The 24309-nt window shown below is 70.8% G+C and carries 24 protein-coding genes; 23 read left to right on the plus strand and 1 reads right to left on the minus strand.

What is annotated here, in order from left to right:
• The first annotated feature begins 32 nt into the window (after positions 1 to 32).
• From ruvX to nusB, 11 genes are all read left to right on the plus strand, one after another.
• Positions 33 to 497, plus strand: a complete 465-nt coding sequence (ruvX, locus tag ACH4VX_RS22325; protein ID WP_398369584.1) for a Holliday junction resolvase RuvX — start codon at positions 33 to 35, stop codon at positions 495 to 497.
• Between the two features lie 127 nt (positions 498 to 624).
• Positions 625 to 2358: an endolytic transglycosylase MltG gene (gene mltG, locus ACH4VX_RS22330; protein ID WP_398369413.1), complete on the plus strand. Its 1734-nt coding sequence runs from the start codon at positions 625 to 627 to the stop codon at positions 2356 to 2358.
• A complete protein-coding gene (locus tag ACH4VX_RS22335; RefSeq protein ID WP_398369414.1) occupies positions 2358 to 3185 on the plus strand; it encodes a shikimate dehydrogenase in 828 nt (275 codons plus the stop codon). The genes mltG and ACH4VX_RS22335 overlap by 1 nt, the downstream gene beginning before the upstream one ends.
• Before the next feature lie 51 nt (positions 3186 to 3236).
• Entirely contained in the window at positions 3237 to 3575 is a 339-nt protein-coding gene (locus tag ACH4VX_RS22340) for a hypothetical protein (RefSeq protein ID WP_398369416.1), read from the plus strand.
• A 183-nt stretch (positions 3576 to 3758) separates the two neighbouring features.
• Positions 3759 to 4943: a chorismate synthase gene (gene aroC / locus ACH4VX_RS22345; protein ID WP_398369417.1), complete on the plus strand. Its 1185-nt coding sequence runs from the start codon at positions 3759 to 3761 to the stop codon at positions 4941 to 4943.
• A complete protein-coding gene (locus ACH4VX_RS22350) occupies positions 4940 to 5455 on the plus strand; it encodes a shikimate kinase (protein ID WP_398369419.1) in 516 nt (171 codons plus the stop codon). Before aroC ends, ACH4VX_RS22350 begins: the two co-directional genes overlap by 4 nt.
• Positions 5452 to 6546, plus strand: a complete 1095-nt coding sequence (gene aroB / locus ACH4VX_RS22355; protein WP_398369421.1) for a 3-dehydroquinate synthase — start codon at positions 5452 to 5454, stop codon at positions 6544 to 6546. The genes ACH4VX_RS22350 and aroB overlap by 4 nt, the downstream gene beginning before the upstream one ends.
• A gap of 126 nt (positions 6547 to 6672) precedes the next feature.
• Positions 6673 to 7530 carry a Pro-rich N-terminal domain-containing protein gene (locus tag ACH4VX_RS22360; protein WP_398369423.1) on the plus strand — a complete coding sequence of 286 codons (858 nt, stop codon included), beginning with the start codon at positions 6673 to 6675 and terminating at the stop codon, positions 7528 to 7530.
• A 352-nt stretch (positions 7531 to 7882) separates the two neighbouring features.
• Positions 7883 to 8989 carry an aminopeptidase P family protein gene (locus ACH4VX_RS22365; protein WP_398369425.1) on the plus strand — a complete coding sequence of 369 codons (1107 nt, stop codon included), beginning with the start codon at positions 7883 to 7885 and terminating at the stop codon, positions 8987 to 8989.
• Positions 8990 to 9059: 70 nt separating this feature from the next.
• Complete coding sequence (gene efp / locus ACH4VX_RS22370) at positions 9060 to 9626, plus strand: elongation factor P (RefSeq protein ID WP_398369427.1); 567 nt, start codon at positions 9060 to 9062, stop codon at positions 9624 to 9626.
• A 2-nt stretch (positions 9627 to 9628) separates the two neighbouring features.
• Positions 9629 to 10060: a transcription antitermination factor NusB gene (nusB, locus tag ACH4VX_RS22375; RefSeq protein WP_398369428.1), complete on the plus strand. Its 432-nt coding sequence runs from the start codon at positions 9629 to 9631 to the stop codon at positions 10058 to 10060.
• A 382-nt stretch (positions 10061 to 10442) separates the two neighbouring features.
• Here the strand turns inward: nusB and bldD are convergent, their stop codons facing one another.
• Complete coding sequence (bldD, locus tag ACH4VX_RS22380; protein ID WP_004933955.1) at positions 10443 to 10946, minus strand: transcriptional regulator BldD; 504 nt, start codon at positions 10944 to 10946, stop codon at positions 10443 to 10445.
• 264 nt (positions 10947 to 11210) lie between these two features.
• On the opposite strand from bldD, the gene pyrR reads away from it, so the two are divergent.
• From pyrR to coaBC, 12 genes are all read left to right on the plus strand, one after another.
• The gene (pyrR, locus tag ACH4VX_RS22385) at positions 11211 to 11777 is read left to right on the plus strand and encodes a bifunctional pyr operon transcriptional regulator/uracil phosphoribosyltransferase PyrR (protein WP_398369430.1); all 567 of its coding nucleotides are present in this window, start codon (positions 11211 to 11213) and stop codon (positions 11775 to 11777) included.
• A gap of 106 nt (positions 11778 to 11883) precedes the next feature.
• Positions 11884 to 12864, plus strand: a complete 981-nt coding sequence (locus tag ACH4VX_RS22390) for an aspartate carbamoyltransferase catalytic subunit (RefSeq protein WP_398369432.1) — start codon at positions 11884 to 11886, stop codon at positions 12862 to 12864.
• 4 nt (positions 12865 to 12868) lie between these two features.
• Positions 12869 to 14155, plus strand: a complete 1287-nt coding sequence (locus tag ACH4VX_RS22395; RefSeq protein WP_398369434.1) for a dihydroorotase — start codon at positions 12869 to 12871, stop codon at positions 14153 to 14155.
• Positions 14152 to 14766, plus strand: a complete 615-nt coding sequence (locus ACH4VX_RS22400) for a hypothetical protein (protein ID WP_398369436.1) — start codon at positions 14152 to 14154, stop codon at positions 14764 to 14766. Before ACH4VX_RS22395 ends, ACH4VX_RS22400 begins: the two co-directional genes overlap by 4 nt.
• Positions 14763 to 15920, plus strand: coding sequence for a glutamine-hydrolyzing carbamoyl-phosphate synthase small subunit (carA, locus tag ACH4VX_RS22405; protein WP_398369438.1), 1158 nt, complete (start codon positions 14763 to 14765; stop codon positions 15918 to 15920). The genes ACH4VX_RS22400 and carA overlap by 4 nt, the downstream gene beginning before the upstream one ends.
• A complete protein-coding gene (gene carB / locus ACH4VX_RS22410; protein WP_398369440.1) occupies positions 15913 to 19221 on the plus strand; it encodes a carbamoyl-phosphate synthase large subunit in 3309 nt (1102 codons plus the stop codon). Before carA ends, carB begins: the two co-directional genes overlap by 8 nt.
• 51 nt (positions 19222 to 19272) lie before the next feature.
• Positions 19273 to 20379, plus strand: coding sequence for a quinone-dependent dihydroorotate dehydrogenase (locus ACH4VX_RS22415; RefSeq protein ID WP_398369442.1), 1107 nt, complete (start codon positions 19273 to 19275; stop codon positions 20377 to 20379).
• Positions 20376 to 21221, plus strand: coding sequence for an orotidine-5'-phosphate decarboxylase (gene pyrF / locus ACH4VX_RS22420; protein WP_398369444.1), 846 nt, complete (start codon positions 20376 to 20378; stop codon positions 21219 to 21221). The genes ACH4VX_RS22415 and pyrF overlap by 4 nt, the downstream gene beginning before the upstream one ends.
• 257 nt (positions 21222 to 21478) lie before the next feature.
• Positions 21479 to 21802 carry an integration host factor gene (locus tag ACH4VX_RS22425; RefSeq protein WP_003977346.1) on the plus strand — a complete coding sequence of 108 codons (324 nt, stop codon included), beginning with the start codon at positions 21479 to 21481 and terminating at the stop codon, positions 21800 to 21802.
• Between the two features lie 60 nt (positions 21803 to 21862).
• Positions 21863 to 22420, plus strand: coding sequence for a guanylate kinase (gmk, locus tag ACH4VX_RS22430; RefSeq protein ID WP_398369445.1), 558 nt, complete (start codon positions 21863 to 21865; stop codon positions 22418 to 22420).
• Positions 22421 to 22482: 62 nt separating this feature from the next.
• Positions 22483 to 22755: a DNA-directed RNA polymerase subunit omega gene (gene rpoZ, locus ACH4VX_RS22435; protein WP_004933985.1), complete on the plus strand. Its 273-nt coding sequence runs from the start codon at positions 22483 to 22485 to the stop codon at positions 22753 to 22755.
• Positions 22756 to 22876: 121 nt separating this feature from the next.
• On the plus strand, positions 22877 to 24079 hold the full coding sequence (gene coaBC / locus ACH4VX_RS22440; protein ID WP_398369448.1) for a bifunctional phosphopantothenoylcysteine decarboxylase/phosphopantothenate--cysteine ligase CoaBC: 1203 nt from the start codon (positions 22877 to 22879) through the stop codon (positions 24077 to 24079).
• The last annotated feature ends 230 nt before the right edge of the window (positions 24080 to 24309 follow it).

Raw genomic sequence — 24309 nt, forward strand, 5'->3', positions numbered from 1 at the left:
GACCGGCGAACGAGCAGGCGGACGGCCCGGTGATGCGCCGCGGCCGTCGTCTCGCGATCGACGTCGGGGACGCCCGCATCGGGGTCGCCTCCTGCGACCCCGACGGGATCCTCGCCACGCCGGTCGAGACGGTCCCCGGCCGGGACGTCCCCGCCGCGCACCGCAGGCTGCGGCAACTCGTCGAGGAGTACGAGCCGATCGAGGTCGTCGTCGGTCTCCCCCGCTCCCTCAAGGGGGGAGAGGGACCGGCCGCGGCCAAGGTCAGGCGCTTCACGCAGGAGCTGGCCCGCGGCATCGCGCCCGTCCCGGTGCGCCTGGTCGACGAGCGGATGACCACGGTCACGGCGAGCCAGGGGCTGCGCGCCTCCGGCGTCAAGTCCAAGAAGGGCCGCTCGGTCATCGACCAGGCCGCCGCTGTGATCATCCTTCAGCAGGCACTGGAATCCGAACGGGTGTCAGGCAGACCACCCGGCGAGGGCGTCGAAGTGGTCATCTGATCGCGATACGGTAACGTTCCGCGCGATGCGGACGGTGTTCGAACAGCCGCCGCACAGAGAGAGGCGGGACGGGAGCCGTGGTCTTCAGGTGGCCGCGCGCCCGCTGCCTCGCGGCTCTAGGGGATCGATGACTGAGTATGGCCGGGGCCAGGGCTCCGAACCGTGGCATCCGGACGACCCGTTGTACGGGGACGGCGGATGGGGCGGACAGCAGACCCAGCAGGGTCAGCAGTCCCCCTACGGCGGCCAGCCACAGCACTACCCGCAGCAGCCGCAGCCGCATCAGGAGTACGGCGACTGGGGCACCGGCGAGCAGTACGGGTACGGCGACCAGCAGCCTCAGTACGACCAGCAGCAGTCTCAGTACGACCAGCAACAGCCTCAGTACGACCAACAGCCTCAGTACGACCAGCAACAGCCGCAGTACGACCAACAGCCTCAGTACGACCAGCAACAGCCGCAGTACGACCAGAACGGCTGGCCCACGGGTTCCTACCCGCAGGACCCCTACGCCGCCGACCCGACGGACCCGTACGCGCAGCAGGCCGGGACGTACGGCGGGGAGCAGCCCGACCACTACGGCACCCCCGACGCCTACCCGCCACCCGAGCCACCCGGCCGCCGCCGCGCCGAACCCGAGCCGGGGACGGACTGGGACCCGGGCCCCGACCGGGGTGAACACGCGTTCTTCGCGGGCGGTGGCGACGATGACGCCGCCGACGACGAGCCGGGCGACCGGAGCGGGCGCGGCGAACGCCGGAGCCGGGGCGGCAAGGAGAAGAAACGACGCAGCGGCCTGGCCTGTCTCGTCGTGGTCGTCGTCTTCGGCGGCGGCCTCGCCGGTGTCGGCTACTTCGGCTACCAGTTCTACCAGGATCGTTTCGGCAGCGCCCCGGACTTCGCGGGGGCCGGCAACGGTGAGCAGGTGACCGTCACGATCCCCAAGGGCTCCGGCGGGTACGCCATCGGCCAGGAGCTCAAGAAGATGGGCGTGGTCAAGAGCGTCGACGCCTTCGTCGCGGCCCAGTCCGCCAACCCGCAGGGCAAGACCATCCAGGACGGCGTCTACACGCTGGAGAAGGAGATGTCGGCCGCGAGCGCGGTCGAACTGATGCTCAGCCCGAAGAGCCGCAACAGTCTGATCATCGCGGAAGGCAGGCGCAACGCCGTCATCTACGAGGCGATCGACAAACGCCTCGGCGTCGAGACGGGCACCACGGCGAAGGTGGCCGAGACCAAGTGGAAGACCCTCGGTCTGCCCGGCTGGGCCGTGAACCACGAGAACGTCAAGGATCCGCTGGAGGGCTTCCTCTACCCGTCCAGTTACTCCGTCGCCAAGGGCCAGAAACCCGAGGCGGTGCTGAAGCAGATGGTGGCTCGTGCCACCGAGAAGTACGAGGAACTGGACTTCGAGGGGAAGGCCGAGAGCCTCGGTCTCGACGGGCCGTGGGAACTGGTGACGGTCGCGAGCCTGGTCCAGGCGGAGGGCAAGACCCATGACGACTTCCGGAAGATGTCCGAGGTCATCTACAACCGGCTCAAGACCACCAATACCGAGACGAACCAGGAACTCCAGTTCGACTCGACGTTCAACTACCTCAAGGGCCAGAGCAAGATCGACATCTCCGAGTCGGAGATCAACAGCAACCCCGACCCGTACAACACGTACACCAACAAGGGCCTGCCGCCCGGCCCGATCGGCAACCCGGGTGAGGAGGCGCTGAAGGCCGCGCTGAACCCGACGAGCGACGGCTGGATGTACTTCGTCGCCACGGACGGCGTGAACAAGACCGAGTTCGCCAAGACCATCGAGGAGCACCAGAAGCTCGTCGACAAGTTCAACGCGTCGAGAGGCAACTGATGCCCGCCGCCCACAGGGCCGCCGTGCTCGGCTCCCCGATCGCCCACTCGCTCTCCCCGGTGCTGCACCGCACCGCCTATGCCGAGCTGGGCCTGGAAGGCTGGACGTACGACCGTTTCGAGGTCGACGAGAAGTCTCTGCCCGGCTTCTTCGACACGCTCGGGACCGAGTGGGCGGGACTGTCGCTGACCATGCCGCTGAAGCGGGCCGTGATCCCGCTGCTCGACTCGATCAGCGAGACCGCGACCTCGGTCGAGGCGGTCAACACGGTCGTCTGCACGCCGGACGGCCGCCGGACCGGCGACAACACCGACATCCCCGGAATGGTCGCCGCCCTGCGCGAGCACGGCATCGACAAGGTGGAGACGGCCGCGATCCTCGGCGCGGGCGCCACCGCCTCCTCCGCGCTCGCCGCGCTGGCCCGGATCTGTTCGGGCGAGGTCACCGTCTACGTCCGCAGCGAGGCCCGTGCGACGGAGATGCGGCAGTGGGCCGAGCGGCTCGACGTCGCGGTGCGCGTCGCCGCCTGGGACGACGCCGAGCAGGCACTGCACGCCCCGCTGGTCGTCAGCACCACCCCGGCCGGTGTCACGGACACTCTCGCCAGGGCCGTTCCGGAGCGTCCGACGGCCCTCTTCGACGTGCTCTACGATCCGTGGCCGACCGTTCTCGCCGCCCGCTGGTCGGCGTACGGGGGTGCCGTGGTCAGCGGGCTGGACCTGCTGGTGCACCAGGCGGTGCTCCAGGTGGAGCAGATGACGGGGCGTTCACCGGCCCCGCTGGACGCCATGCGAAAAGCGGGAGAACTGGCTCTCGCGGCCCGCTAGGATCCACCCTCGGTTCCGCAGGGGGCGGAACAGGGGAGGGGAACGCGTTCCATGTCCGCAGGCATGCCGCTGGCGTCGGTGAAGTCCCAGATATTCGAGTCGGTGCTGGGCTTCCTGCCCGACTGGGTGCAGATCACGGTGCTGGCCCTGATCGTGCTCGCCGTCGTCGCGTCCTGGGTCGTCAAGATCAAGCGCAGGATCGCGTACCGCCGCGCCGTCCGCGACGGCCGGCCGATCCACGCGGCGGCCCGGTACGGCCAGGGCGGTGGCGCGGACCACCTGGGCGCTTACGCGCCGCAGGCCACCGGCCCCGCGCCGCAGCCGAGCGGGGCCGACTTCCTCGGCGCCCACGCGCCCCGGCCGCGCCGGGGCGAGGGCGGTTCGGCCTGATTCCTCCACCGCCCGGCCCGTGATCCCGCCCGTCCGCCTGATGGACCGGCGGCCGGATACCCGGCCCGGACGTGGGAGGATCAGAGATGGCGGACCGGGGCCACGCACCCCGTCACGCCACAGCCGTACACGAGGACACGTGTACGCAGGGCAGTACCGGGGCGCGAGCATGGAGGAGCACCGTTGAGCAGGTTGCGCTGGCTGACCGCGGGGGAGTCGCACGGTCCCGCACTCGTCGCGACGCTGGAGGGTCTTCCCGCCGGCGTACCGATCACCACGGACATGGTGGCGGACCACCTCGCGAGGCGGCGGCTGGGCTACGGTCGCGGCGCCCGGATGAAGTTCGAGCGCGACGAGGTCACCTTCCTCGGCGGCGTCCGGCACGGTCTGACCCTCGGTTCCCCGGTCGCGGTCATGGTGGGCAACACCGAATGGCCGAAGTGGGATCAGGTCATGGCGGCCGATCCGATCGACCCCGAGGTGCTGGCCGGCCTGGCGCGCAACGCCCCGCTGACCCGCCCCCGACCCGGCCACGCCGACCTGGCCGGCATGCAGAAGTACGGCTTCGACGAGGCCCGGCCGATCCTGGAGCGCGCCTCGGCCCGCGAGACCGCGGCCCGCGTGGCGCTGGGCGCGGTGGCACGGTCGTACCTGAAGGAGACGGCCGGCATCGAGATCGTCAGCCACGTCGTCGAGCTGGCCGCGGCCAGGGCGCCGTACGGTGTCCACCCGACCCCCGCCGACGTAGGGCGGCTGGACGAGGACCCGGTGCGCTGTCTGGACGCGGACGCCTCGAAGGCGATGGTCGCCGAGATCGACCAGGCCCACAAGGACGGCGACACCCTCGGCGGTGTGGTCGAGGTGCTGGCGTACGGCGTCCCGGTCGGCCTCGGCTCCCACGTCCACTGGGACCGCCGCCTGGACGCACGCCTGGCCGCCGCCCTTATGGGCATCCAGGCGATCAAGGGCGTCGAGGTCGGTGACGGCTTCGACCTCGCCCGCGTGCCCGGCTCCAAGGCGCACGACGAGATCGTCGCCACCGACGAGGGCATCAAGCGCGCCTCGGGCCGCTCCGGCGGCACCGAGGGCGGACTGACCACCGGTGAGCTGCTGCGCGTACGCGCGGCGATGAAGCCGATCGCGACGGTGCCGCGGGCGCTGAAGACCGTGGACGTCGTCACCGGTGAGGAGACCGCCGCCCACCACCAGCGCTCCGACGTGTGCGCCGTGCCGGCCGCCGGCATCGTCGCCGAGGCCATGGTGGCCCTGGTCCTCGCGGACGCGGTCGCGGAGAAGTTCGGCGGTGACAGCGTCACCGAGACCCGCCGCAACGTGACGTCGTACCTCGAGAACCTGACCATCCGATGAGCTCGCCGGTCATCGTGCTGGTCGGCCCGATGGGCGTCGGCAAGTCCACCGTGGGGCAGTTGCTCGCCGAGCGGCTGGGCGTCGGCTACCGGGACACCGACGACGACATCGTCACCGCAGAGGGCAGGACCATCGCCGACATCTTCGTCGACGACGGCGAGCCCGCCTTCCGCGCCCTCGAGAAGCGCGCCGTGCGCGCCGCGCTCACCGAGCACGAGGGCGTCCTGGCGCTCGGCGGCGGCGCGATCCTCGACCCCGGCACACGCGAACTGCTCGCCGGACAGCGGGTCGTGTACCTCTCGATGGACATCGAGGAGGCGGTCAAGCGCACCGGCCTCAACGCCGCCCGCCCGCTCCTCGCGGTCAATCCGCGCAAGCAGTGGCGCGAGCTGATGGAGGCCCGTCGGCACCTGTACGAGGAGACCGCCACGGCCGTCGTACCGACCGACGGCCGCACGCCCGAGGAAGTCACCGAGGCGGCCCTGAACGCACTGGAGTTGAAGGACGCATGAGCAGCGAGGCAGTGACGCGGATCCACATCGGCGGTACGGCGGGCACCGATCCCTACGACGTCCTGGTGGGCCGCCAGCTCCTGGGCGAACTCGGCGGGCTGATCGGCGAGAAGGCCAAGCGGGTCGCGATCGTGCACCCCGAGGCACTCGCCGAGACCGGTGACGCGCTCCGCGCCGACCTGGCCGGCCAGGGCTACGAGGCGATCGCCGTCCAGGTGCCCAACGCGGAGGAGGCCAAGACCGCCGAGGTCGCCGCCTACTGCTGGAAGGCGCTGGGCCAGTCCGGCTTCACCCGCACCGACGTCATCGTCGGAGTGGGCGGCGGCGCCACGACGGACCTGGCCGGCTTCGTGGCCGCGACCTGGCTGCGCGGGGTCCGCTGGATCGCCGTCCCGACCACCGTCCTGGCCATGGTGGACGCGGCCGTGGGCGGTAAGACCGGCATCAACACGGCCGAGGGCAAGAACCTGGTGGGTGCCTTCCACCCGCCCGCCGGCGTGCTGTGCGACCTGGCCGCCCTGGACTCCCTCCCGGTCAACGACTACGTCTCCGGGCTCGCCGAGGTCATCAAGGCCGGCTTCATCGCCGACCCGGTGATCCTGGACCTCATCGAGTCCGACCCCCAGGCCGCCCGCACCCCGTCGGGCCCGCACACCGCGGAGCTGATCGAGCGTTCGATCCGGGTCAAGGCAGAGGTCGTCTCCTCCGACCTGAAGGAATCGGGTCTGCGCGAGATCCTCAACTACGGTCACACGCTCGGCCACGCCATCGAGAAGAACGAGCGCTACAAGTGGCGCCACGGCGCTGCGGTGGCCGTCGGCATGCACTTCGCCGCCGAACTGGGCCGCCTCGCGGGCCGCTTGGACGACGCCACCGCGGACCGCCACCGCACGGTCCTCGAATCGGTCGGGCTCCCCCTGCACTACCGCTACGACCAGTGGCCCAAGCTGCTGGAAGCGATGAAGGTCGACAAGAAGTCCCGCGGCAACCTGCTGCGTTTCATCGTCCTCGACGGTCTCGCCAAGCCCACGGTGTTCGAAGGCCCGGACCCGGCCGTGCTGCTCGCCGCGTACGGCGAGGTCGGGGAGTAGCCCCGGGCACTCAGCACCGCCCCCGGCCGTTCACACAACGACGGCAGGGGGCGGTACCGTTCGGTAGCACGCGGGGCGTCCCCGCTGTCAGCGCCCCATCGCCTGTACGAGACGGAGTGGCACCGGATGCAGCACGCAGTGGGTTCTCCGCTGCCGCCGCCCCATCAGCCGGGGCACGGACCGGCCACCGGCTGGTCACCGGCCGCACACCACCCGGGCCAGCACCCGGGCTCCGCCCCAGCGCCCGTGCCTCCTCCGGCACCGGGCCATCCCGCGCCTCCGCCCGGGCCCACCCCGCCCCCCGCGGGCCCGCGGCACGCCTCGATGCCCCCGCCGCCGGACACCACCGGCCACGTATCGCTGCCGCCCGGCGGCCCCGTCGCCATGCCCAGCCCGCCGCAGGCTCCCGCCGCACCCGACCCGGCCGGCACGATCATCGCCGTGCTGCTCATAGGGCCCGCCGGCGCCGGCAAGACGAGTGTGGCCAAGTACTGGGCGGATCACCGCCGCGTCCCAACGGCCCACATCAGCCTCGACGACGTGCGCGAGTGGGTCCGCTCCGGCTTCGCCGACCCGCAGTCCGGGTGGAACGACCACTCGGAGGCTCAGTACCGCCTGGCGCGCCGCACCTGTGGTTTCGCCGCGCGCAATTTCCTCGCCAACGGCATCTCGTGCGTCCTCGACGACGCGGTCTTCCCCGACCGTCCGGTCGTCGGTCTCGGCGGCTGGAAGCGCCACGTGGGGCCCGGCCTGCTCCCCGTGGTCCTCCTCCCGGGACTGGACATCGTCCTCGAGCGCAACTCCGAACGCTCCGGCAATCGCCGCCTCACCGACGAGGAGGTGGCCCGCATCCACGGCCGTATGGCCGGCTGGTACGGATCGGGTCTCCCCATCATCGACAACTCCCAGCTGGACATACCGGAAACGGCCCGCATCCTGGACGACGTCCTGGCCCGCTCCATAGCCAGCCCCCCGCAGTGGTGACCGGGGTGCGGGCGGGGGGTTCACTCACCCGCGCTCGCGGGGGACCCTCATCACCCCGGGGGCACCTCCCGGGCCCCTGAGGCACTGAGGGAGGCGACCACTCTGCCCGTAGCCGGGGCAGAACGCTTCTGCGGGCGCCGACGGACGGGAGTGGGGTGTGGTGGAGGCCGCCGCTCACCTGTTCCCGACCCCGGTTCACGGTGGCGGCACGAGAACGGCCCGACCGCGGCGGCCTTGCCGCACCACCACATCCCCGACCTCACCACGCAACCGCACGCGCACGCGCCCCGCAGCACCCCCACTCGGCCCTGCTCGACCGGCGACATCCGGCCACCGCTCCTACGCTCGAAGAATGTCAGAGGTCTACGCGGTCCGCCGGACGCGGCTACGGGAATGCTGCAACGCGGGCGGCAGCGCGGCGGCGCTGGTGTCCCGGCCCGCAAACGTGCGCTACCTCGCCGGCGCCGCCCCCGAGGGCGCCGTGCTGCTGCTGGGCAGGACCGAGGACCTGCTGGTATACGCCGGCCCACCCGACGACCGCCCGCCCCAGAGCCACCCCGACGAATCCCTGCGCGTGCACGTCGTTCCCGGCATCGGCGGCGACGCAGCCGTCACCGCCGCCGACCTCGCCGTCGGCCAGGGCGTCGACTCCCTCGCCGTCGAAGAGCACCACCTCACCGTGACCCGCCACCGCGCGATCCGCGACGCCGCCCCCCGCCTCCGCCTCGCCGGCATCGGCTGCGCGGTCGAACAGCTCCGCGTCGTCAAGGACGAGGAGGAGATCTCCTGCCTCCGCATCGGCGCGGAGATCGCCGACCAGGCCCTCGGTGAACTCCTGGAGTCCATCCTCGTAGGCCGCACCGAACGCCACCTCGCCCTCGAACTCGAGCGCCGCCTGGTCGACCACGGCGCCGACGGCCCCGCCTTCCCCACCTCCGTCGCCACCGGCCCGAACTCCGGCCGCCCCGGCCACGGCCCCACCGACCGCCGTGTCGAGGAGGGAGATTTCCTCTCCGTCTGCCTGGGCGCCACCTACCGCGGCTACCGCTGCGAGATCGGCCGTACGTTCGTCATCGGCACGGCTCCCGCCGCCTGGCAGATCGAGCTCTACGACCTCGTCTTCTCCGCGCAGCGCGCCGGCCGGGAGTCCCTCGTCCCCGGCGCCGCCTGCCGCGACGTGGACCGAGCCGCCCGTCAGGTGCTGGACTCCGCCGGGTACACCGAGGCCCTCCCCGTGCTCACAGGTCACGGCGTCGGACTCGAAATCGACGAGGACCCTCAATTGACCCCCGCGGCCATGGGTAAACTGGACGCTTGTGTGCCGGTCACCGTCGAACCGGGGGTCCACCTCCCGGGCCGGGGCGGAGTCCGGATCGATGACACGCTCGTCGTACGCCCCGAGGCGGACGGCGGACCCGAGCTACTCACCATCACGACCAAGGAGCTGCTCGCGCTCTAGCCCCGCGCTGGGCGCGGGCGCACACTCCGGCCGTCGTCCACGTCAGCCCAGTCCAGGAGATTCCGCAACCGTGGCTTCCACGAACGACCTCAAGAACGGCATGGTGCTCAAGCTCGAAGGCGGCCAGCTCTGGTCCGTCGTCGAGTTCCAGCACGTCAAGCCCGGCAAGGGCCCGGCCTTCGTGCGCACCAAGCTCAAGAACGTGCTTTCCGGCAAGGTCGTCGACAAGACCTTCAACGCCGGCGTCAAGGTCGAAACGGCCACTGTCGACAAGCGTGACATGCAGTTCTCCTACATGGACGGCGACTACTTCGTCTTCATGGACATGGAGACCTACGACCAGCTCCTCGTCGACCGCAAGGCCGTCGGCGACGCCGCCAACTTCCTCGTCGAGGGCTTCACCGCCACCGTCGCGCAGCACGAGGGCGAGGTGCTCTTCGTCGAGCTCCCGGCCGCCGTCGAGCTGACCGTCCAGGAGACCGAGCCGGGCGTCCAGGGCGACCGCTCCACCGGCGGCACCAAGCCGGCCACGCTGGAGACCGGCCACCAGATCCAGGTCCCGCTCTTCATCACCACCGGTGAGAAGATCAAGGTCGACACCCGCACCAGCGACTACCTCGGCCGGGTGAACAGCTAACCGTGGCTGCCCGCAACACGGCCCGCAAGCGCGCCTTCCAGATCATCTTCGAGGGTGACCAACGCGGCGCCGAGGTCCTGACCGTCCTCGCCGACTGGATCCGGCACGCCCGGTCCGACACCCGGCAGCCGCCGGTGAGCGAGTACACGATGCAGCTCGTCGAGGGCTACGCGGAGCACGCGAAGCGCATCGACGAGCTGATCTCCCAGTACTCGGTCGGCTGGACGCTCGACCGGATGCCGGTGGTCGACCGCAGTATTCTGCGGCTTGGCGCGTACGAGCTGATCTGGGTCGACGAGACGCCGGACGCGGTCGTCCTTGACGAGATGGTGCAGTTGGCGAAGGAGTTCTCGACGGACGAGTCGCCCTCGTTCGTGAACGGGCTGCTCGGCCGGTTCAAGGAGCTCAAGCCGTCTCTGCGCCGCGAGGCGTGAGCGGCGTTCTCGTGACTGTGCGCCGTAGGGGTGCGGCAGGGTGACGGCTGCGGGCCGTCTGCGGTTTCTGTCGCGCCCACGTGCCGGAGCCGCAGATCGACACGGCCCCGCGCCCCTGCCCGAGCTGCCCTTCACCGCGTGAAAAAGCCGCCGGGGTGACCGGAACCCATGGGTTCCGGTCACCCCGGCGGCACGTTTCTGCGTACCCCGGGGGCGGTTTAGCCTCCGCGTGGGTGGCCCCCCCCCGGCGGCCCCCCCCCCCCCCCCCCCCCCCCCCCCCCCCCCCCCCCCCCGCCACCCCCCCCCCCCCCCCGGGGGCCCCCCCCCCCCGGGGGGGCCCCCCCCCCCCCGGGCGCCACGTTTCTGCGTACCCGTGGAGCGGTTACGCCTCCTCGTGCGTGGCCACCGCGCGGCGGGCGTCCGCGTCCAGGACGCCCCAGTTGATCAGCTGCTCGGTGAGGACCGAGGGCGACTGGTCGTAGATGACGGCGAGAGTGCGCAGGTCGTCCTGGCGGATCGAGAGCACCTTGCCGTTGTAGTCACCGCGCTGCGACTGGATCGTCGCCGCGTACCGCTGCAGCGGGCCCGCCTTCTCGGCCGGCACCGTGGCCAGCCGCTCCAGGTCCAGGACCAGCTTCGGCGGCGGCTCGGCGGCGCCGCCCGGCGTCGTACCCGGCAGCAGCTCCTGCACCGGGACACCGTAGAAGTCCGCCAGCTCCGCGAGGCGCTGTACGGTCACGGCGCGGTCGCCGCGCTCGTACGAACCGACCACGACCGCCTTCCAGCGGCCCTGGGACTTCTCCTCGACACCGTGGAGGGAAAGGCCCTGCTGGGTGCGGATCGCCCGGAGCTTGGCCCCGAGCTGTTTGGCGTATTCGCTGGACATATAGCTCCCCGGCACTGTGTCGACGCGGCTCTGGCTGGTTTCCACGCCGCGCGTCTGGTAACTCACTGTGAGGTTACGCAGCGTTACTCTCGTGCGTCAAGCCGAATGGTCCACACCGACTCTTCCGTGGTAGCGAAGATCGGCTACGCCATTGGGGTGATCGGGGGTGTCGCTCCGCGCGGATCCCCACCTGATAGCCTGAGCGACGCAACCCGACATCCTTTAAGGTCCGTCCCGTGAGGCGGAGAAGGAGGTCCGTTTCACATGGACAAGCAGGACACGCAGTCCGATGTGCGGCCCGTTCTCGAAGGCCCCGACATCGCGCGGATGCTGACCCGCATCGCCCACGAGATCGTCGAACGCGCCAAGGGCGCCGACGACGTGGTGCTCCTCGGCATCCCGACCCGAGGTGTCTTCCTCGCCCAGCGGCTCGCCGCCAAGCTCGAGGAGATCACCGAGCGCAAGGTCCCGGTCGGCTCGCTGGACATCACCATGTACCGCGACGACCTGCGCATGCACCCGCCGCGTGCGCTGGCCCGCACCGAGATCCCCGGTGACGGCATCGACGGCCGGCTGGTCGTCCTCGTCGACGACGTGCTCTTCTCCGGCCGCACCATCCGCGCCGCCCTCGACGCGCTGAACGACATCGGGCGCCCCCGCGCGGTGCAGCTCGCCGTCCTCGTCGACCGCGGCCACCGCGAACTGCCCATCCGCGCCGACTACGTCGGCAAGAACCTCCCCACGTCGTTGCGGGAGACGGTCAAGGTCCTGCTCGCCGAGGAGGACGGTCGCGACACCGTGCTGCTCGGCGCCAAGCAGACCGCCCAGTAGCGCTTCGGAGCGCACGCCGCCGACGGCGTGCGCCGGCTCGGCACGCCCACGCGCGTACCCGTCTGCCCGATTTCGCCTCATTGAACTGCCTTACGGAGCCTGACAGATGCAGCGTCATCTCATCTCGGCCGCCGACCTCACCCGCGACGACGCCGTCCTGATCCTCGACACCGCCGAGGAGATGGCCCGGGTCGCCGACCGGCCGATCAAGAAACTCCCGACCCTGCGCGGCCGGACCGTCGTCAACCTCTTCTTCGAGGACTCCACCCGCACCCGCATCTCCTTCGAGGCCGCCGAGAAGCGGCTCTCCGCGGACGTCATCAACTTCACCGCCAAGGGCTCCAGCGTCTCCAAGGGCGAGTCCCTGAAGGACACCGCCCAGACCCTGGAGGCCATGGGCGTCGACGCCGTGGTCATCCGGCACGGCGCTTCCGGGGCCCCGTACCGGCTGGCCACCTCCGGCTGGATCGACGCCCACGTCATCAACGCCGGCGACGGCACCCACCAGCACCCCACACAGGCCCTGCTGGACGCCTTCACCATGCGGCGCCGGCTGGTCGGCCGGGACACCGGACTCGGGCAGGACCTGTCCGGCCGGCGCATCACGATCGTCGGCGACGTCCTGCACAGCAGGGTCGCCCGCTCCAACGTCGACCTGCTGCACACCCTCGGCGCCGAGGTCACCCTCGTCGCCCCGCCGACCCTGCTGCCGGTCGGCGTCGACACCTGGCCCTGCGAGGTGTCGTACGACCTCGACTCGACGCTGGCCAAGTCCGACGCGGTCATGATGCTGCGCGTCCAGCGCGAGCGGATGAACGCCGCGTTCTTCCCCACCGAGCGGGAGTACTCGCGCCGCTACGGCCTCGACGGCGACCGCATGGCGCGGATGCCCGAGCACGCCATCGTGATGCACCCCGGCCCGATGGTCCGCGGCATGGAGATCACCGCCGACGTCGCGGACTCCGACCGCTGCACCGTGATCGAACAGGTCACCAACGGGGTCTCCATCCGGATGGCCGTCCTCTACCTGCTGCTCGGCGGCAACGAACCCGCCGTCACCCACGCCCGTACCACCGAGGAGAAGTAAGAACATGAGCAAGATCCTGATCCGCGGTGCGAAGGTGCTCGGCGGCGAGCCGCAGGACGTCCTGATCGACGGCGAGACGATCGCCCGGGTCGGCACCGGCCTGTCCGCCGAGGGCGCGGAGGTCGTCGAGGCCGACGGCAAGGTGCTCCTGCCGGGCCTGGTCGACCTGCACACCCACCTGCGCGAACCCGGCCGCGAGGACTCCGAGACCGTGCTGACCGGCACCCGCGCGGCGGCGAGCGGCGGCTACACCAACGTCTTCGCCATGGCCAACACCTTCCCGGTCGCCGACACCGCCGGCGTCGTCGAGCAGGTCTGGCGGCTCGGCCAGGAGTCCGGCTACTGCGACGTGCAGCCCATCGGCGCCGTCACCGTCGGCCTGGAGGGGCAGAAGCTCGCCGAGCTGGGCGCCATGCACGAGTCGGCGGCCGGCGTCACCGTCTTCTCCGACGACGGCAAGTGCGTCCACGACGCTGTGATCATGCGCCGCGCGTTGGAGTACGTGAAGGCCTTCGGGGGCGTCGTGGCCCAGCACGCGCAGGAGCCGCGGCTGACCGAGGGCGCCCAGATGAACGAGGGCGTCGTCTCCGCCGAACTGGGGCTCGGCGGCTGGCCGGCCGTCGCCGAGGAGTCGGTCATCGCGCGGGACGTGCTGCTCGCCGAGCACGTCGGTTCCCGCGTCCACATCTGCCACCTGTCGACCGCCGGCAGCGTCGAGATCGTCCGCTGGGCCAAGTCCCGCGGCATCCGGGTCACCGCCGAGGTCACCCCGCACCACCTGCTCCTCACCGACGAGCTGGTCCGGTCGTACGACCCGGTCTACAAGGTCAACCCGCCGCTGCGCACCGAGCGGGACGTCAGGGCGCTGCGCGAGGCGCTCGCCGACGGCACGATCGACATCGTCGCCACCGACCACGCCCCGCACCCGCACGAGGACAAGGACTGCGAGTGGGCCGCCGCCGCCATGGGCATGGTCGGCCTGGAGACCGCGTTGTCGGTGGTGCAGGAGACCATGGTCGACACGGGTCTGCTGGACTGGGCCGGCGTCGCCGACCGCATGTCCTTCACGCCCGCGCGCATCGGACGGGCCGAGGGCCACGGCCGTCCCGTCTCGGCAGGTGAGCCCGCCAACCTCACCCTCGTCGACTCGGCATACCGTGGTCCTGTGGACCCCGCGGGCTTCGCCTCGCGCAGCCGCAACACCCCGTACGAGGGCCGCGAGCTGCCGGGCCGTGTCACGCACACGTGGCTCCGGGGCAAGGCCACGCTCGTCGACGGGAAGCTCACGTGACACCTGTACTCCTGCTGGCCGCCGAGAAGGAATCGGCGGAAGTGACCGACTGGGCCGCCCGGATCGGCTGGGTCGTCGGACTCGCCCTCTTCGTGGCGCTCGTCTACTGGCTGATGCGCGAGGGCTGGAAGTGGCGCGGCACGCTCCAGGGCGACCTGCCCGAGCTGCCCTCCCGCCCGTCGCCCGCCACCACCCTCAACCGAGGCGGCAAGCCGCCGCTGCCTGGAATGCCGGACGACCCCGGCCCGGCGAAACTGACGATGAGCGGCCGTTACCACGGCTCCACCACCGCAGGACAGTGGCTCGACCGCATCGTGGCGCACGGCCTGGGCACCCGCAGCCGGGCCGAGCTCACCCTGACGGACGCCGGACTGGGCGTCGTACGCCCCGGGGCGAACGACTTCTTCGTCCCGGCGGAGGCGCTGCGCGAGGCCCGGCTCGACAAGGGCATCGCCGGCAAGGTCCTCACCGAGGGCGGCCTGCTCGTCGTCACCTGGACGCACGGCGAGCGGCAGATCGACTCCGGCTTCCGCTCCGACCGGGCGGCCGAGCACAACGAATGGGTCGAGGCCCTGAACCAGATGATCAACAAGACGGAAGGCGCACGATGACAACCTCCACCAGGGGAACCACCAAGGTTCCCGCCGTACTCGTCCTGGAGGACGGCCGGATCTTCCGCGGCCGTGCCTACGGGGCGGTGGGGGAGACCTTCGGCGAAGCGGTGTTCTCGACCGGCATGACCGGTTACCAGGAGACCCTCACCGACCCGTCGTACCACCGCCAGGTCGTGGTGATGACCGCCCCGCACGTCGGCAACACCGGCGTCAACGACGAGGACATGGAGTCCAAGAGGATCTGGGTCTCCGGCTACGTCGTGCGCGACCCCGCGCGCGTGCCCTCCAGCTGGCGCTCCCGCCGCACGCTGGACGACGAACTGGCCGCCCAGGGCGTCGTCGGCATCTCCGGCATCGACACCCGCGCCCTCACCCGGCACCTGCGCGAGCGCGGCGCCATGCGCGTCGGCATCTTCAGCGGCGACGCGATCCGGGACGACGCCGCGCTGCTGGCCCGCGTCCGGGAAGCCCCCGGGATGGCCGGCGCCGACCTGTCCGCCGAGGTCGCCACCACCGAGCCGTACGTGGTCCCCGCGATCGGTGAGAAGAAGTTCACCGTCGCCGCCATCGACCTCGGCATCAAGGGCATGACCCCGCAGCGCATGGCCGAACGTGGCATCGAGGTGCACGTCCTGCCGGCCACCGCGACCGTGGACGACATCTACGCCGTGAACCCGGACGGCGTGTTCTTCTCCAACGGCCCCGGTGACCCCGCCACCGCCGACCACCCCGTCTCCGTGATGCGGGGAGTCCTGGAGCGCGGCACCCCGCTGTTCGGCATCTGCTTCGGCAACCAGATCCTGGGCCGCGCCCTCGGCTTCGGCACCTTCAAGCTGAAGTACGGCCACCGCGGCATCAACCAGCCGGTGCAGGACCGTACGACCGGCAAGGTCGAGGTCACCGCGCACAACCACGGCTTCGCCGTCGACGCCCCGCTGGACAAGGTCTCCGACACCCCGTTCGGCCGCGCCGAGGTGTCCCACGTCTGCCTGAACGACAACGTGGTGGAGGGCCTCCAGCTGCTCGACCGCCCGGCCTTCAGCGTCCAGTACCACCCCGAAGCGGCAGCGGGCCCGCACGACGCCGCCTACCTGTTCGACCGCTTCACGTCTTTGATGAGCACAGTCCCGATGGAGGGCCAGCGTGCCTAAGCGCACCGATATCCAGTCCGTCCTGGTCATCGGCTCCGGCCCGATCGTCATCGGCCAGGCCGCCGAGTTCGACTACTCCGGCACCCAGGCGTGCCGCGTCCTCAAGGCCGAGGGCCTGCGCGTCGTCCTGGTGAACTCCAACCCGGCGACGATCATGACCGACCCGGAGATCGCCGACGCCACCTACGTCGAGCCGATCACCCCCGAGTTCGTCGAGAAGATCATCGCCAAGGAGCGGCCCGACGCCCTGCTGCCCACCCTGGGCGGCCAGACGGCCCTGAACACCGCGATCTCGCTGCACGGCAACGGCGTCCTGGAGAAGTACGGCGTCGAGCTGATCGGCGCCAATGTCGAGGCCATCAACAAGGGCGAGGACCGCGACCTGTTCAAGGAGGTCGTCGAGGAGGTCCGCAAGAAGACCGGCCACGGTGAGTCCGCCCGGTCCTACATCTGCCACTCCATGGACGACGTCCTCAAGGGCGTCGAGGCGCTCGGCGGCTACCCGGTCGTCGTCCGCCCCTCCTTCACCATGGGCGGCGCCGGCTCCGGCTTCGCCCACGACGAGGAGGAGCTGCGCCGCATCGCCGGACAGGGCCTCACCCTCTCGCCGACCACCGAGGTGCTCCTGGAGGAGTCCATCCTCGGCTGGAAGGAGTACGAGCTGGAGCTGATGCGCGACAAGAACGACAACGTCGTGGTCGTCTGCTCCATCGAGAACTTCGACCCCATGGGCGTGCACACCGGCGACTCGATCACCGTCGCGCCCGCGATGACGCTGACCGACCGCGAGTACCAGGTGCTGCGCGACGTCGGCATCGCGATCATCCGCGAGGTCGGCGTCGACACCGGCGGCTGCAACATCCAGTTCGCGGTCGACCCCGAGGACGGCCGGGTCATCGTCATCGAGATGAACCCGCGCGTGTCGCGGTCCTCGGCGCTCGCCTCCAAGGCGACCGGCTTCCCCATCGCCAAGATCGCCGCCAAGCTCGCCGTCGGCTACACCCTCGACGAGATCCCGAACGACATCACGCAGGAGACCCCGGCCTCCTTCGAGCCGACGCTCGACTACGTGGTCGTCAAGGCACCGCGGTTCGCCTTCGAGAAGTTCCCGAGCGCCGACTCCACCCTCACGACCACCATGAAGTCGGTCGGCGAGGCCATGGCCATCGGCCGCAACTTCACCGAGGCCTTCCAGAAGGCGCTGCGCTCGCTGGAGAAGAAGGGCAGCCAGTTCACCTTCGTCGGCGAGCCCGGTGACAAGGAGGAGCTGCTGCGCGAGGCGGTCCGCCCCACCGACGGCCGGATCAACACGGTCATGCAGGCCGTCCGCGCGGGCGCCACCCCCGAGGAGGTCTTCGAGTACACGAAGATCGACCCCTGGTTCGTCGACCAGCTCTTCCTCATCAAGGAGACCGCCGACGAGCTCGCCGAGGCCCGGGAGCTGACCGCCGACCTGCTCGCCGAGGCCAAGCGGCACGGCTTCTCCGACCAGCAGATCGCCGAGATCCGCGGCCTGCGCGAGGACGTCGTCCGCGAGGTCCGCCACGCGCTCGGCATCCGCCCGGTCTACAAGACGGTCGACACCTGCGCCGCCGAGTTCGCCGCCAGGACGCCGTACTTCTACTCCTCCTACGACGAGGAGACCGAGGTCGCGCCGCGCGAGAAGCCCGCGGTGATCATCCTGGGCTCCGGGCCGAACCGCATCGGCCAGGGCATCGAGTTCGACTACTCCTGCGTCCACGCCTCCTTCGCGCTCAGCGACGCCGGCTACGAGACCGTGATGGTCAACTGCAACCCGGAGACCGTCTCCACCGACTACGACACCTCCGACCGGCTCTACTTCGAGCCGCTCACCCTGGAGGACGTCCTGGAGGTCGTCCACGCCGAGCAGCAGGCCGGGCCGGTCGCGGGCGTGATCGTCCAGCTCGGCGGGCAGACCCCGCTCGGTCTGTCGCAGGCGCTGAAGGACAACGGCGTGCCGATCGTCGGCACCTCCCCGGAGGCCATCCACGCCGCCGAGGACCGCGGCGCCTTCGGCCGGGTCCTGGCGGAGGCCGGGCTGCCGGCCCCCAAGCACGGCACCGCCACCACCTTCGCCGAGGCCAAGGCCATCGCCGACGAGATCGGCTACCCGGTCCTCGTCCGCCCGTCCTACGTGCTCGGCGGACGCGGCATGGAGATCGTCTACGACGAGACCCGGCTGGAGTCCTACATCGTCGAGTCGACCGAGATCAGCCCCTCCCGGCCGGTGCTCGTCGACCGTTTCCTCGACGACGCCATAGAGATCGACGTGGACGCGCTGTACGACGGTGAGGAGCTCTACCTCGGCGGCGTCATGGAGCACATCGAGGAGGCCGGCATCCACTCCGGCGACTCGGCGTGCGCCCTGCCCCCGATCACGCTGGGCGGCTTCGACATCAAGCGGCTGCGCGCCTCCACGGAGGCCATCGCGCGCGGTGTCGGCGTGCGCGGTCTGATCAACATCCAGTTCGCGCTGGCCGGGGACATCCTCTACGTCCTGGAGGCCAACCCGCGCGCCTCGCGCACCGTCCCCTTCACCTCGAAGGCGACCGCGGTGCCGCTGGCGAAGGCCGCCGCGCGGATCTCGCTGGGCGCCACCGTCGCGGAGCTGCGCGCCGAGGGACTGCTCCCGGCGAACGGCGACGGCGGCGAGCTGCCGCTGGACGCGCCGATCTCCGTCAAGGAGGCCGTGATGCCGTGGTCCCGCTTCCGGGACATCCACGGCCGCGGTGTCGACACGGTCCTCGGCCCGGAGATGCGCTCCACCGGCGAGGTCATGGGCATCGACTCCGTCTTCGGCACGGCGTACGCCAAGTCGCAGGCGGGCGCGTACGGCCCGCTGCCGACCAAGGGGCGCGCGTTCATCTCGGTCGCCAACCGCGACAAGCGCTCGATGATCTTCCCCGCGCGGGAGCTGATGGCGCACGGCTTCGAACTGCTCGCCACCTCCGGCACCGCCGAGGTCCTCAAGCGCAACGGCATCAACGCCACCGTGGTGCGCAAGCAGTCCGAGGGCACCGGTCCGAACGGCGAGAAGACCATCGTCCAGCTCATCCACGACGGCGAGGTCGACCTCATCGTCAACACCCCGTACGGCACAGGCGGCCGCCTCGACGGCTACGACATCCGGACGGCGGCCGTGGCACGGTCCGTGCCGTGCCTGACGACGGTCCAGGCGCTCGCCGCCGCCGTCCAGGGCATCGACGCACTGAACCGCGGCGACGTGGGCGTCCGCTCACTGCAGGAACACGCGGAACATCTGACCGCGGCCCGCGACTAGCAACCCCCAGGGGGACACCGGAAACGGTGTCCCCCTCTTCATGAGGACACCATGTACAAGATTCTCTTCACTCTGCTCTTCCGGCGGATGGACCCCGAGCAGGCCCACCATCTGGCCTTCCGCTGGATCCGTCTTGTCGCGCGCGTTCCCGGTCTGCGCACCTTCGTCGCCGCCGTGCTGGCCCCCCGTCACAAGGAGCTGCGCACCGAGGCGCTCGGGCTGCGCCTGCACAGCCCCTTCGGCCTCGCCGCCGGCTTCGACAAGAACGCCGTCGGCATCGACGGCATGGCGATGCTCGGCTTCGACCACGTCGAGATCGGCACGGTGACCGGGGAGCCGCAGCCCGGCAACCCCAGGAAGCGGCTGTTCCGTCTCGTCGCGGACCGGGCGCTGATCAACCGCATGGGCTTCAACAACGAGGGCTCGCTCACCGTCGCCGCGCGCCTGGCCTCCCGCTCGCCCGTCTTCAGGACCGTGGTCGGCGTCAACATCGGCAAGACCAAGGCCGTACCGGAGGACGAGGCCGTCGCCGACTACGTGAAGTCCGCCGAGCGGCTGGCGCCGTACGCCGACTACCTGGTCGTCAACGTCTCCTCCCCGAACACGCCCGGACTGCGCGACCTCCAGGCCGTGGACCACCTGCGCCCGCTGCTCGCCGCCGTCCGCGAGGCCGCCGACCGGACCGTCCCGGCCCACCGGGTGCCGCTGCTGGTGAAGATCGCCCCCGACCTCGCCGACGAGGACGTCGACGCGGTCGCCGACCTCGCCGTGGAACTCGGCCTGGACGGGATCATCGCCACCAACACCACCATCGCGCGCGAGGGACTCGGCCTGACGTCCTCACCCGCCCTCGTCCAGGAGACCGGCGGCCTCTCCGGCGCACCCCTCAAGGCACGCTCCCTCGAGGTGCTGCGCCGCCTCTACGCGCGCGTGGGCGACCGGATCACCCTGGTCGGCGTCGGCGGCATCGAGAACGCCGAGGACGCCTGGCAGCGCATCCTGGCCGGTGCCACGCTGGTCCAGGGGTACAGCGCCTTCATCTACGAAGGCCCCTTCTGGGGCCGAGCCATGCACAAGGGGCTCACCGCGCGGCTGCGCACCAGCCCGTATGCCACGCTCGCCGACGCGGTGGGCGCCGACGTGAGGACAACGGTATGACCGGTCCGGAACCCTTCGGCGCGCGGCTGCGCCGCGCGATGGACGAGCGGGGCCCGCTCTGCGTGGGCATCGACCCGCACGCCTCCCTGCTCACCGAGTGGGGCCTGAACGACGACGTCACGGGCCTGGAGCGGTTCAGCCGCACGGTCGTCGAGGCGGTGGCCGACCGGATCGCCGTGCTCAAGCCGCAGAGCGCCTTCTTCGAGCGCTTCGGCTCGCGCGGGGTCGCCGTCCTGGAGACGACGGTGCGCGAGGCGCGGGAGGCCGGGGCGCTGGTCGTCATGGACGCCAAGCGCGGTGACATCGGCTCCACCATGGCCGCCTACGCCGAGTCCTTCCTGCACAAGGACGCGCCCCTGTTCTCCGACGCGCTCACCGTCTCGCCGTACCTCGGCTACGGCTCGCTCAGCCCGGCCGTCGCGCTGGCCCGGGAGACCGGCACCGGGCTGTTCGTGCTGGCGCTGACGTCCAACCCGGAGGGCGGCGAGGTCCAGCACGCGATCCGCGCCGACGGGCGCACCGTCGGGGCGACCATGCTCGGGCACCTGGCCGTCGAGAACGCCGGCGAGGAGCCGCTCGGGTCCTTCGGCGCGGTGGTCGGCGCGACGCTCGGCGACCTCTCCTCGTACGACCTGGACATGGGAGGGCCGATCCTCGCGCCCGGTATCGGTGCGCAGGGCGCCGCGGCGGCCGATCTTCCGGCGGTCTTCGGCGGCGCGGTGCGCAATGTGGTGCCGAACGTCAGCCGGGGAGTGTTGCGCCACGGTCCCCACGCGGTCGCTCTGCGTGACGCCGCGGAGCGGTTCGCGGAGGAGATCAGGGCCGCCGTGTCGGCGGCCTGAACCCCTCCGACGAGGGAATCCGTGGTCGCCGGACCCTGGATACATTCTCAAATCCAGGGGATTATGTCTTAAATGTCCGTCCTGGTGGAGGCTGACCAGGACTTTTCCGCAGTTCTCGCTGACTCCGGCGGAGTTGGCCGCTAGTCTCCGACGGAGAGTGAACGGGCGAAGGTGTTGCCCGTGGCTCCCCTGGTGTGGGGCGACCAAGTTCCTCACCGGTCCGTATCCGACAGTTCGACATCCGAGGTGACGTAGGCGTGGCTCTTCCGCCCCTTACCCCTGAACAGCGCGCAGCCGCGCTCGAAAAGGCCGCCGCGGCTCGCCGGGAGCGGGCCGAGGTCAAGAATCGACTCAAGCACTCCGGCGCCTCCCTTCACGAGGTCATCAAGCAGGGCCAGGAGAACGACGTCATCGGCAAGATGAAGGTCTCCGCCCTGCTGGAGTCCCTGCCGGGCGTGGGCAAGGTCCGCGCCAAGCAGATCATGGAGCGACTGGGTATCTCCGAGAGCCGCCGTGTACGCGGTCTCGGTTCCAACCAGATCGCCTCCCTGGAGCGCGAGTTCGGCAGCACCGGCTCCTGAGTACGGGGCAGTCCGGGACCGGCGTCCCGGACATCCCGTGATTGCTGGAATAATCGCTGCATGACTGAACGTCCGCGGCTGACCGTGCTCTCCGGCCCCTCCGGGGTCGGCAAGAGCACGGTCGTCGCCCATATGCGCAAGGAACACCCCGGGGTCTGGCTCTCGGTGTCGGCGACGACCCGCACGCCCCGCCCCGGGGAGCAGCACGGAGTCCACTACTTCTTCGTCACCGACGAGGAGATGGACAAGCTGATCGCCAACGGCGAGCTGCTGGAGTGGGCCGAGTTCGCCGGCAACCGCTACGGCACCCCCCGTGCGGCGGTGCTGGAGCACCTGGAGGCGGGTGTGCCCGTGCTGCTGGAGATCGACCTCCAGGGCGCGCGGCAGGTCCGCGAGTCCATGGCCGAGGCCCAGCTGGTGTTCCTGGCTCCTCCCTCCTGGGAGGAGCTCGTGCGCAGGCTCACGGGCCGGGGCACCGAGTCGCCCGAGGTCATCGAGCGCCGGCTGGAGGCCGCGAAGGCCGAACTGGCCGCCGAGCCGGAGTTCGACACCACCCTGGTCAACACCTCCGTCGAGGACGTGGCCCGCGAGCTGCTAGCCTTGACGAACGTCGTGTGATCGTGAGCAGTCGTTCACCGGTCGCGCCGACTGAATCTTTCCCATCCATCGGAAGGTAGAGCGTGTCCTCTTCCATCTCCGCGCCCGAGGGCATCATCAACCCGCCGATCGACGAGCTCCTCGAGGCCACGGACTCGAAGTACAGCCTCGTGATCTACGCGGCCAAGCGGGCCCGCCAGATCAACGCGTACTACTCGCAGCTCGGCGAGGGTCTGCTCGAGTACGTCGGTCCCCTCGTCGACACCCACGTCCACGAGAAGCCGCTCTCGATCGCCCTGCGCGAGATCAACGCGGGACTGCTGACCTCCGAGGCCGTCGAAGGCCCCGGTCAGTAATCGGTCGGTAAGTCGTATCGGCTGTTTGCAGCTGACTTTTCCACAGGCCCGGCAGCACGTCTGCCGGGCCTGTGGTGTCTCATGGGGGTGGTCGCACATTTCCGAGGTCCGGGGAGAGACGGTGGACAAGCCGAAGGTCGTTCTGGGGGTCAGCGGCGGCATCGCCGCGTACAAGGCCTGCGAGCTGCTCAGGCGGCTGACGGAGTCGGGACACGACGTCCGGGTCGTCCCCACCGCCTCCGCGCTGCACTTCGTCGGCGCCGCCACGTGGTCCGCGCTCTCCGGCAACCCGGTCTCCACCGAGGTCTGGGACGACGTCCACGAGGTGCCGCACGTCCGCATCGGACAGCACGCCGACCTGGTGGTCGTCGCCCCCGCCACCGCCGACACGCTGGCCAGGGCGGCCCACGGCCTGGCCGACGACCTGCTCACCAACACGCTGCTCACCGCCCGCTGCCCGGTGGTCTTCGCCCCCGCCATGCACACCGAGATGTGGGAGCACCCGGCCACCCGGGAGAACGTGGCCACTCTGCGCCGCCGCGGCGCCGTCGTGATCGAACCGGCCGTCGGCCGTCTCACCGGCGTCGACACCGGCAAGGGCCGGCTGCCCGACCCGGGTGAGATCTTCGAACTCTGCCGCCGGGTGCTGGCCCGCGGTGTCACCGAGCCCGACCTCGAGGGCCGGCACGTCGTCGTCAGTGCCGGAGGCACCCGCGAGCCCCTCGACCCCGTCCGCTTCCTCGGCAACCGCTCCTCCGGCAAGCAGGGCTACGCCCTCGCCCGCACCGCCGCCGCCCGCGGCGCCCGGGTCACGCTGATCGCGGCCGACACCGCCCTGCCCGACCCGGCGGGCGTGGATCTCGTCCGGGTCGGGACCGCCGTGGAGCTGCGTGAGGCCGTCCTCGGCGCCGCCGCGGACGCGGACGCCGTGGTCATGGCCGCGGCCGTCGCCGACTTCCGGCCGGCCGCCTACGCCACCGGCAAGATCAAGAAGAAGGACGACCGGGAGCCCGAGCCCGTCACCCTGGTGCGGAATCCGGACATCCTCGCCGAGATCTCCGGTGCCCGGGCGCGCGCCGGACAGGTGATCGTCGGCTTCGCCGCCGAGACCGACGACGTGCTCGCCAACGGCCGCGCCAAACTGAAGCGCAAGGGCTGCGATCTGCTGGTGGTGAACGAGGTGGGGGAGCACAAGACCTTCGGCTCCGAGGAGAACGAGGCCGTGGTGCTGGGCGCCGACGGCAGCGAGACCCCCGTCGCGCACGGCCCGAAGGAAGCCCTGGCCGAAACCGTGTGGGACCTGGTGGCCGAACGCCTGGGATGAGTGATTCATTCGTCGCCCGGATCCCCGAAACCTCGTCCGTCGGGGCGTGGCGCCTCTGGCCAACGCCGCTCGGCATGGGCAGAATGCCCGTGCCGCAGGTCACAGCGCTCTCGCGAGGCGAGACAGGGGGACCCGTGGCGAAGCGCGACCGATAAACTGTTCCACGGACGGCGTACGGGTGCAGCCCCCGCCGTCCGCCAATGATCAGCCAGCAGCCGCTGCAACCCCAG

This window comes from Streptomyces sp. NPDC020731 (genome assembly GCF_044334705.1).
Taxonomy (GTDB): Bacteria; Actinomycetota; Actinomycetes; order Streptomycetales; family Streptomycetaceae; genus Streptomyces.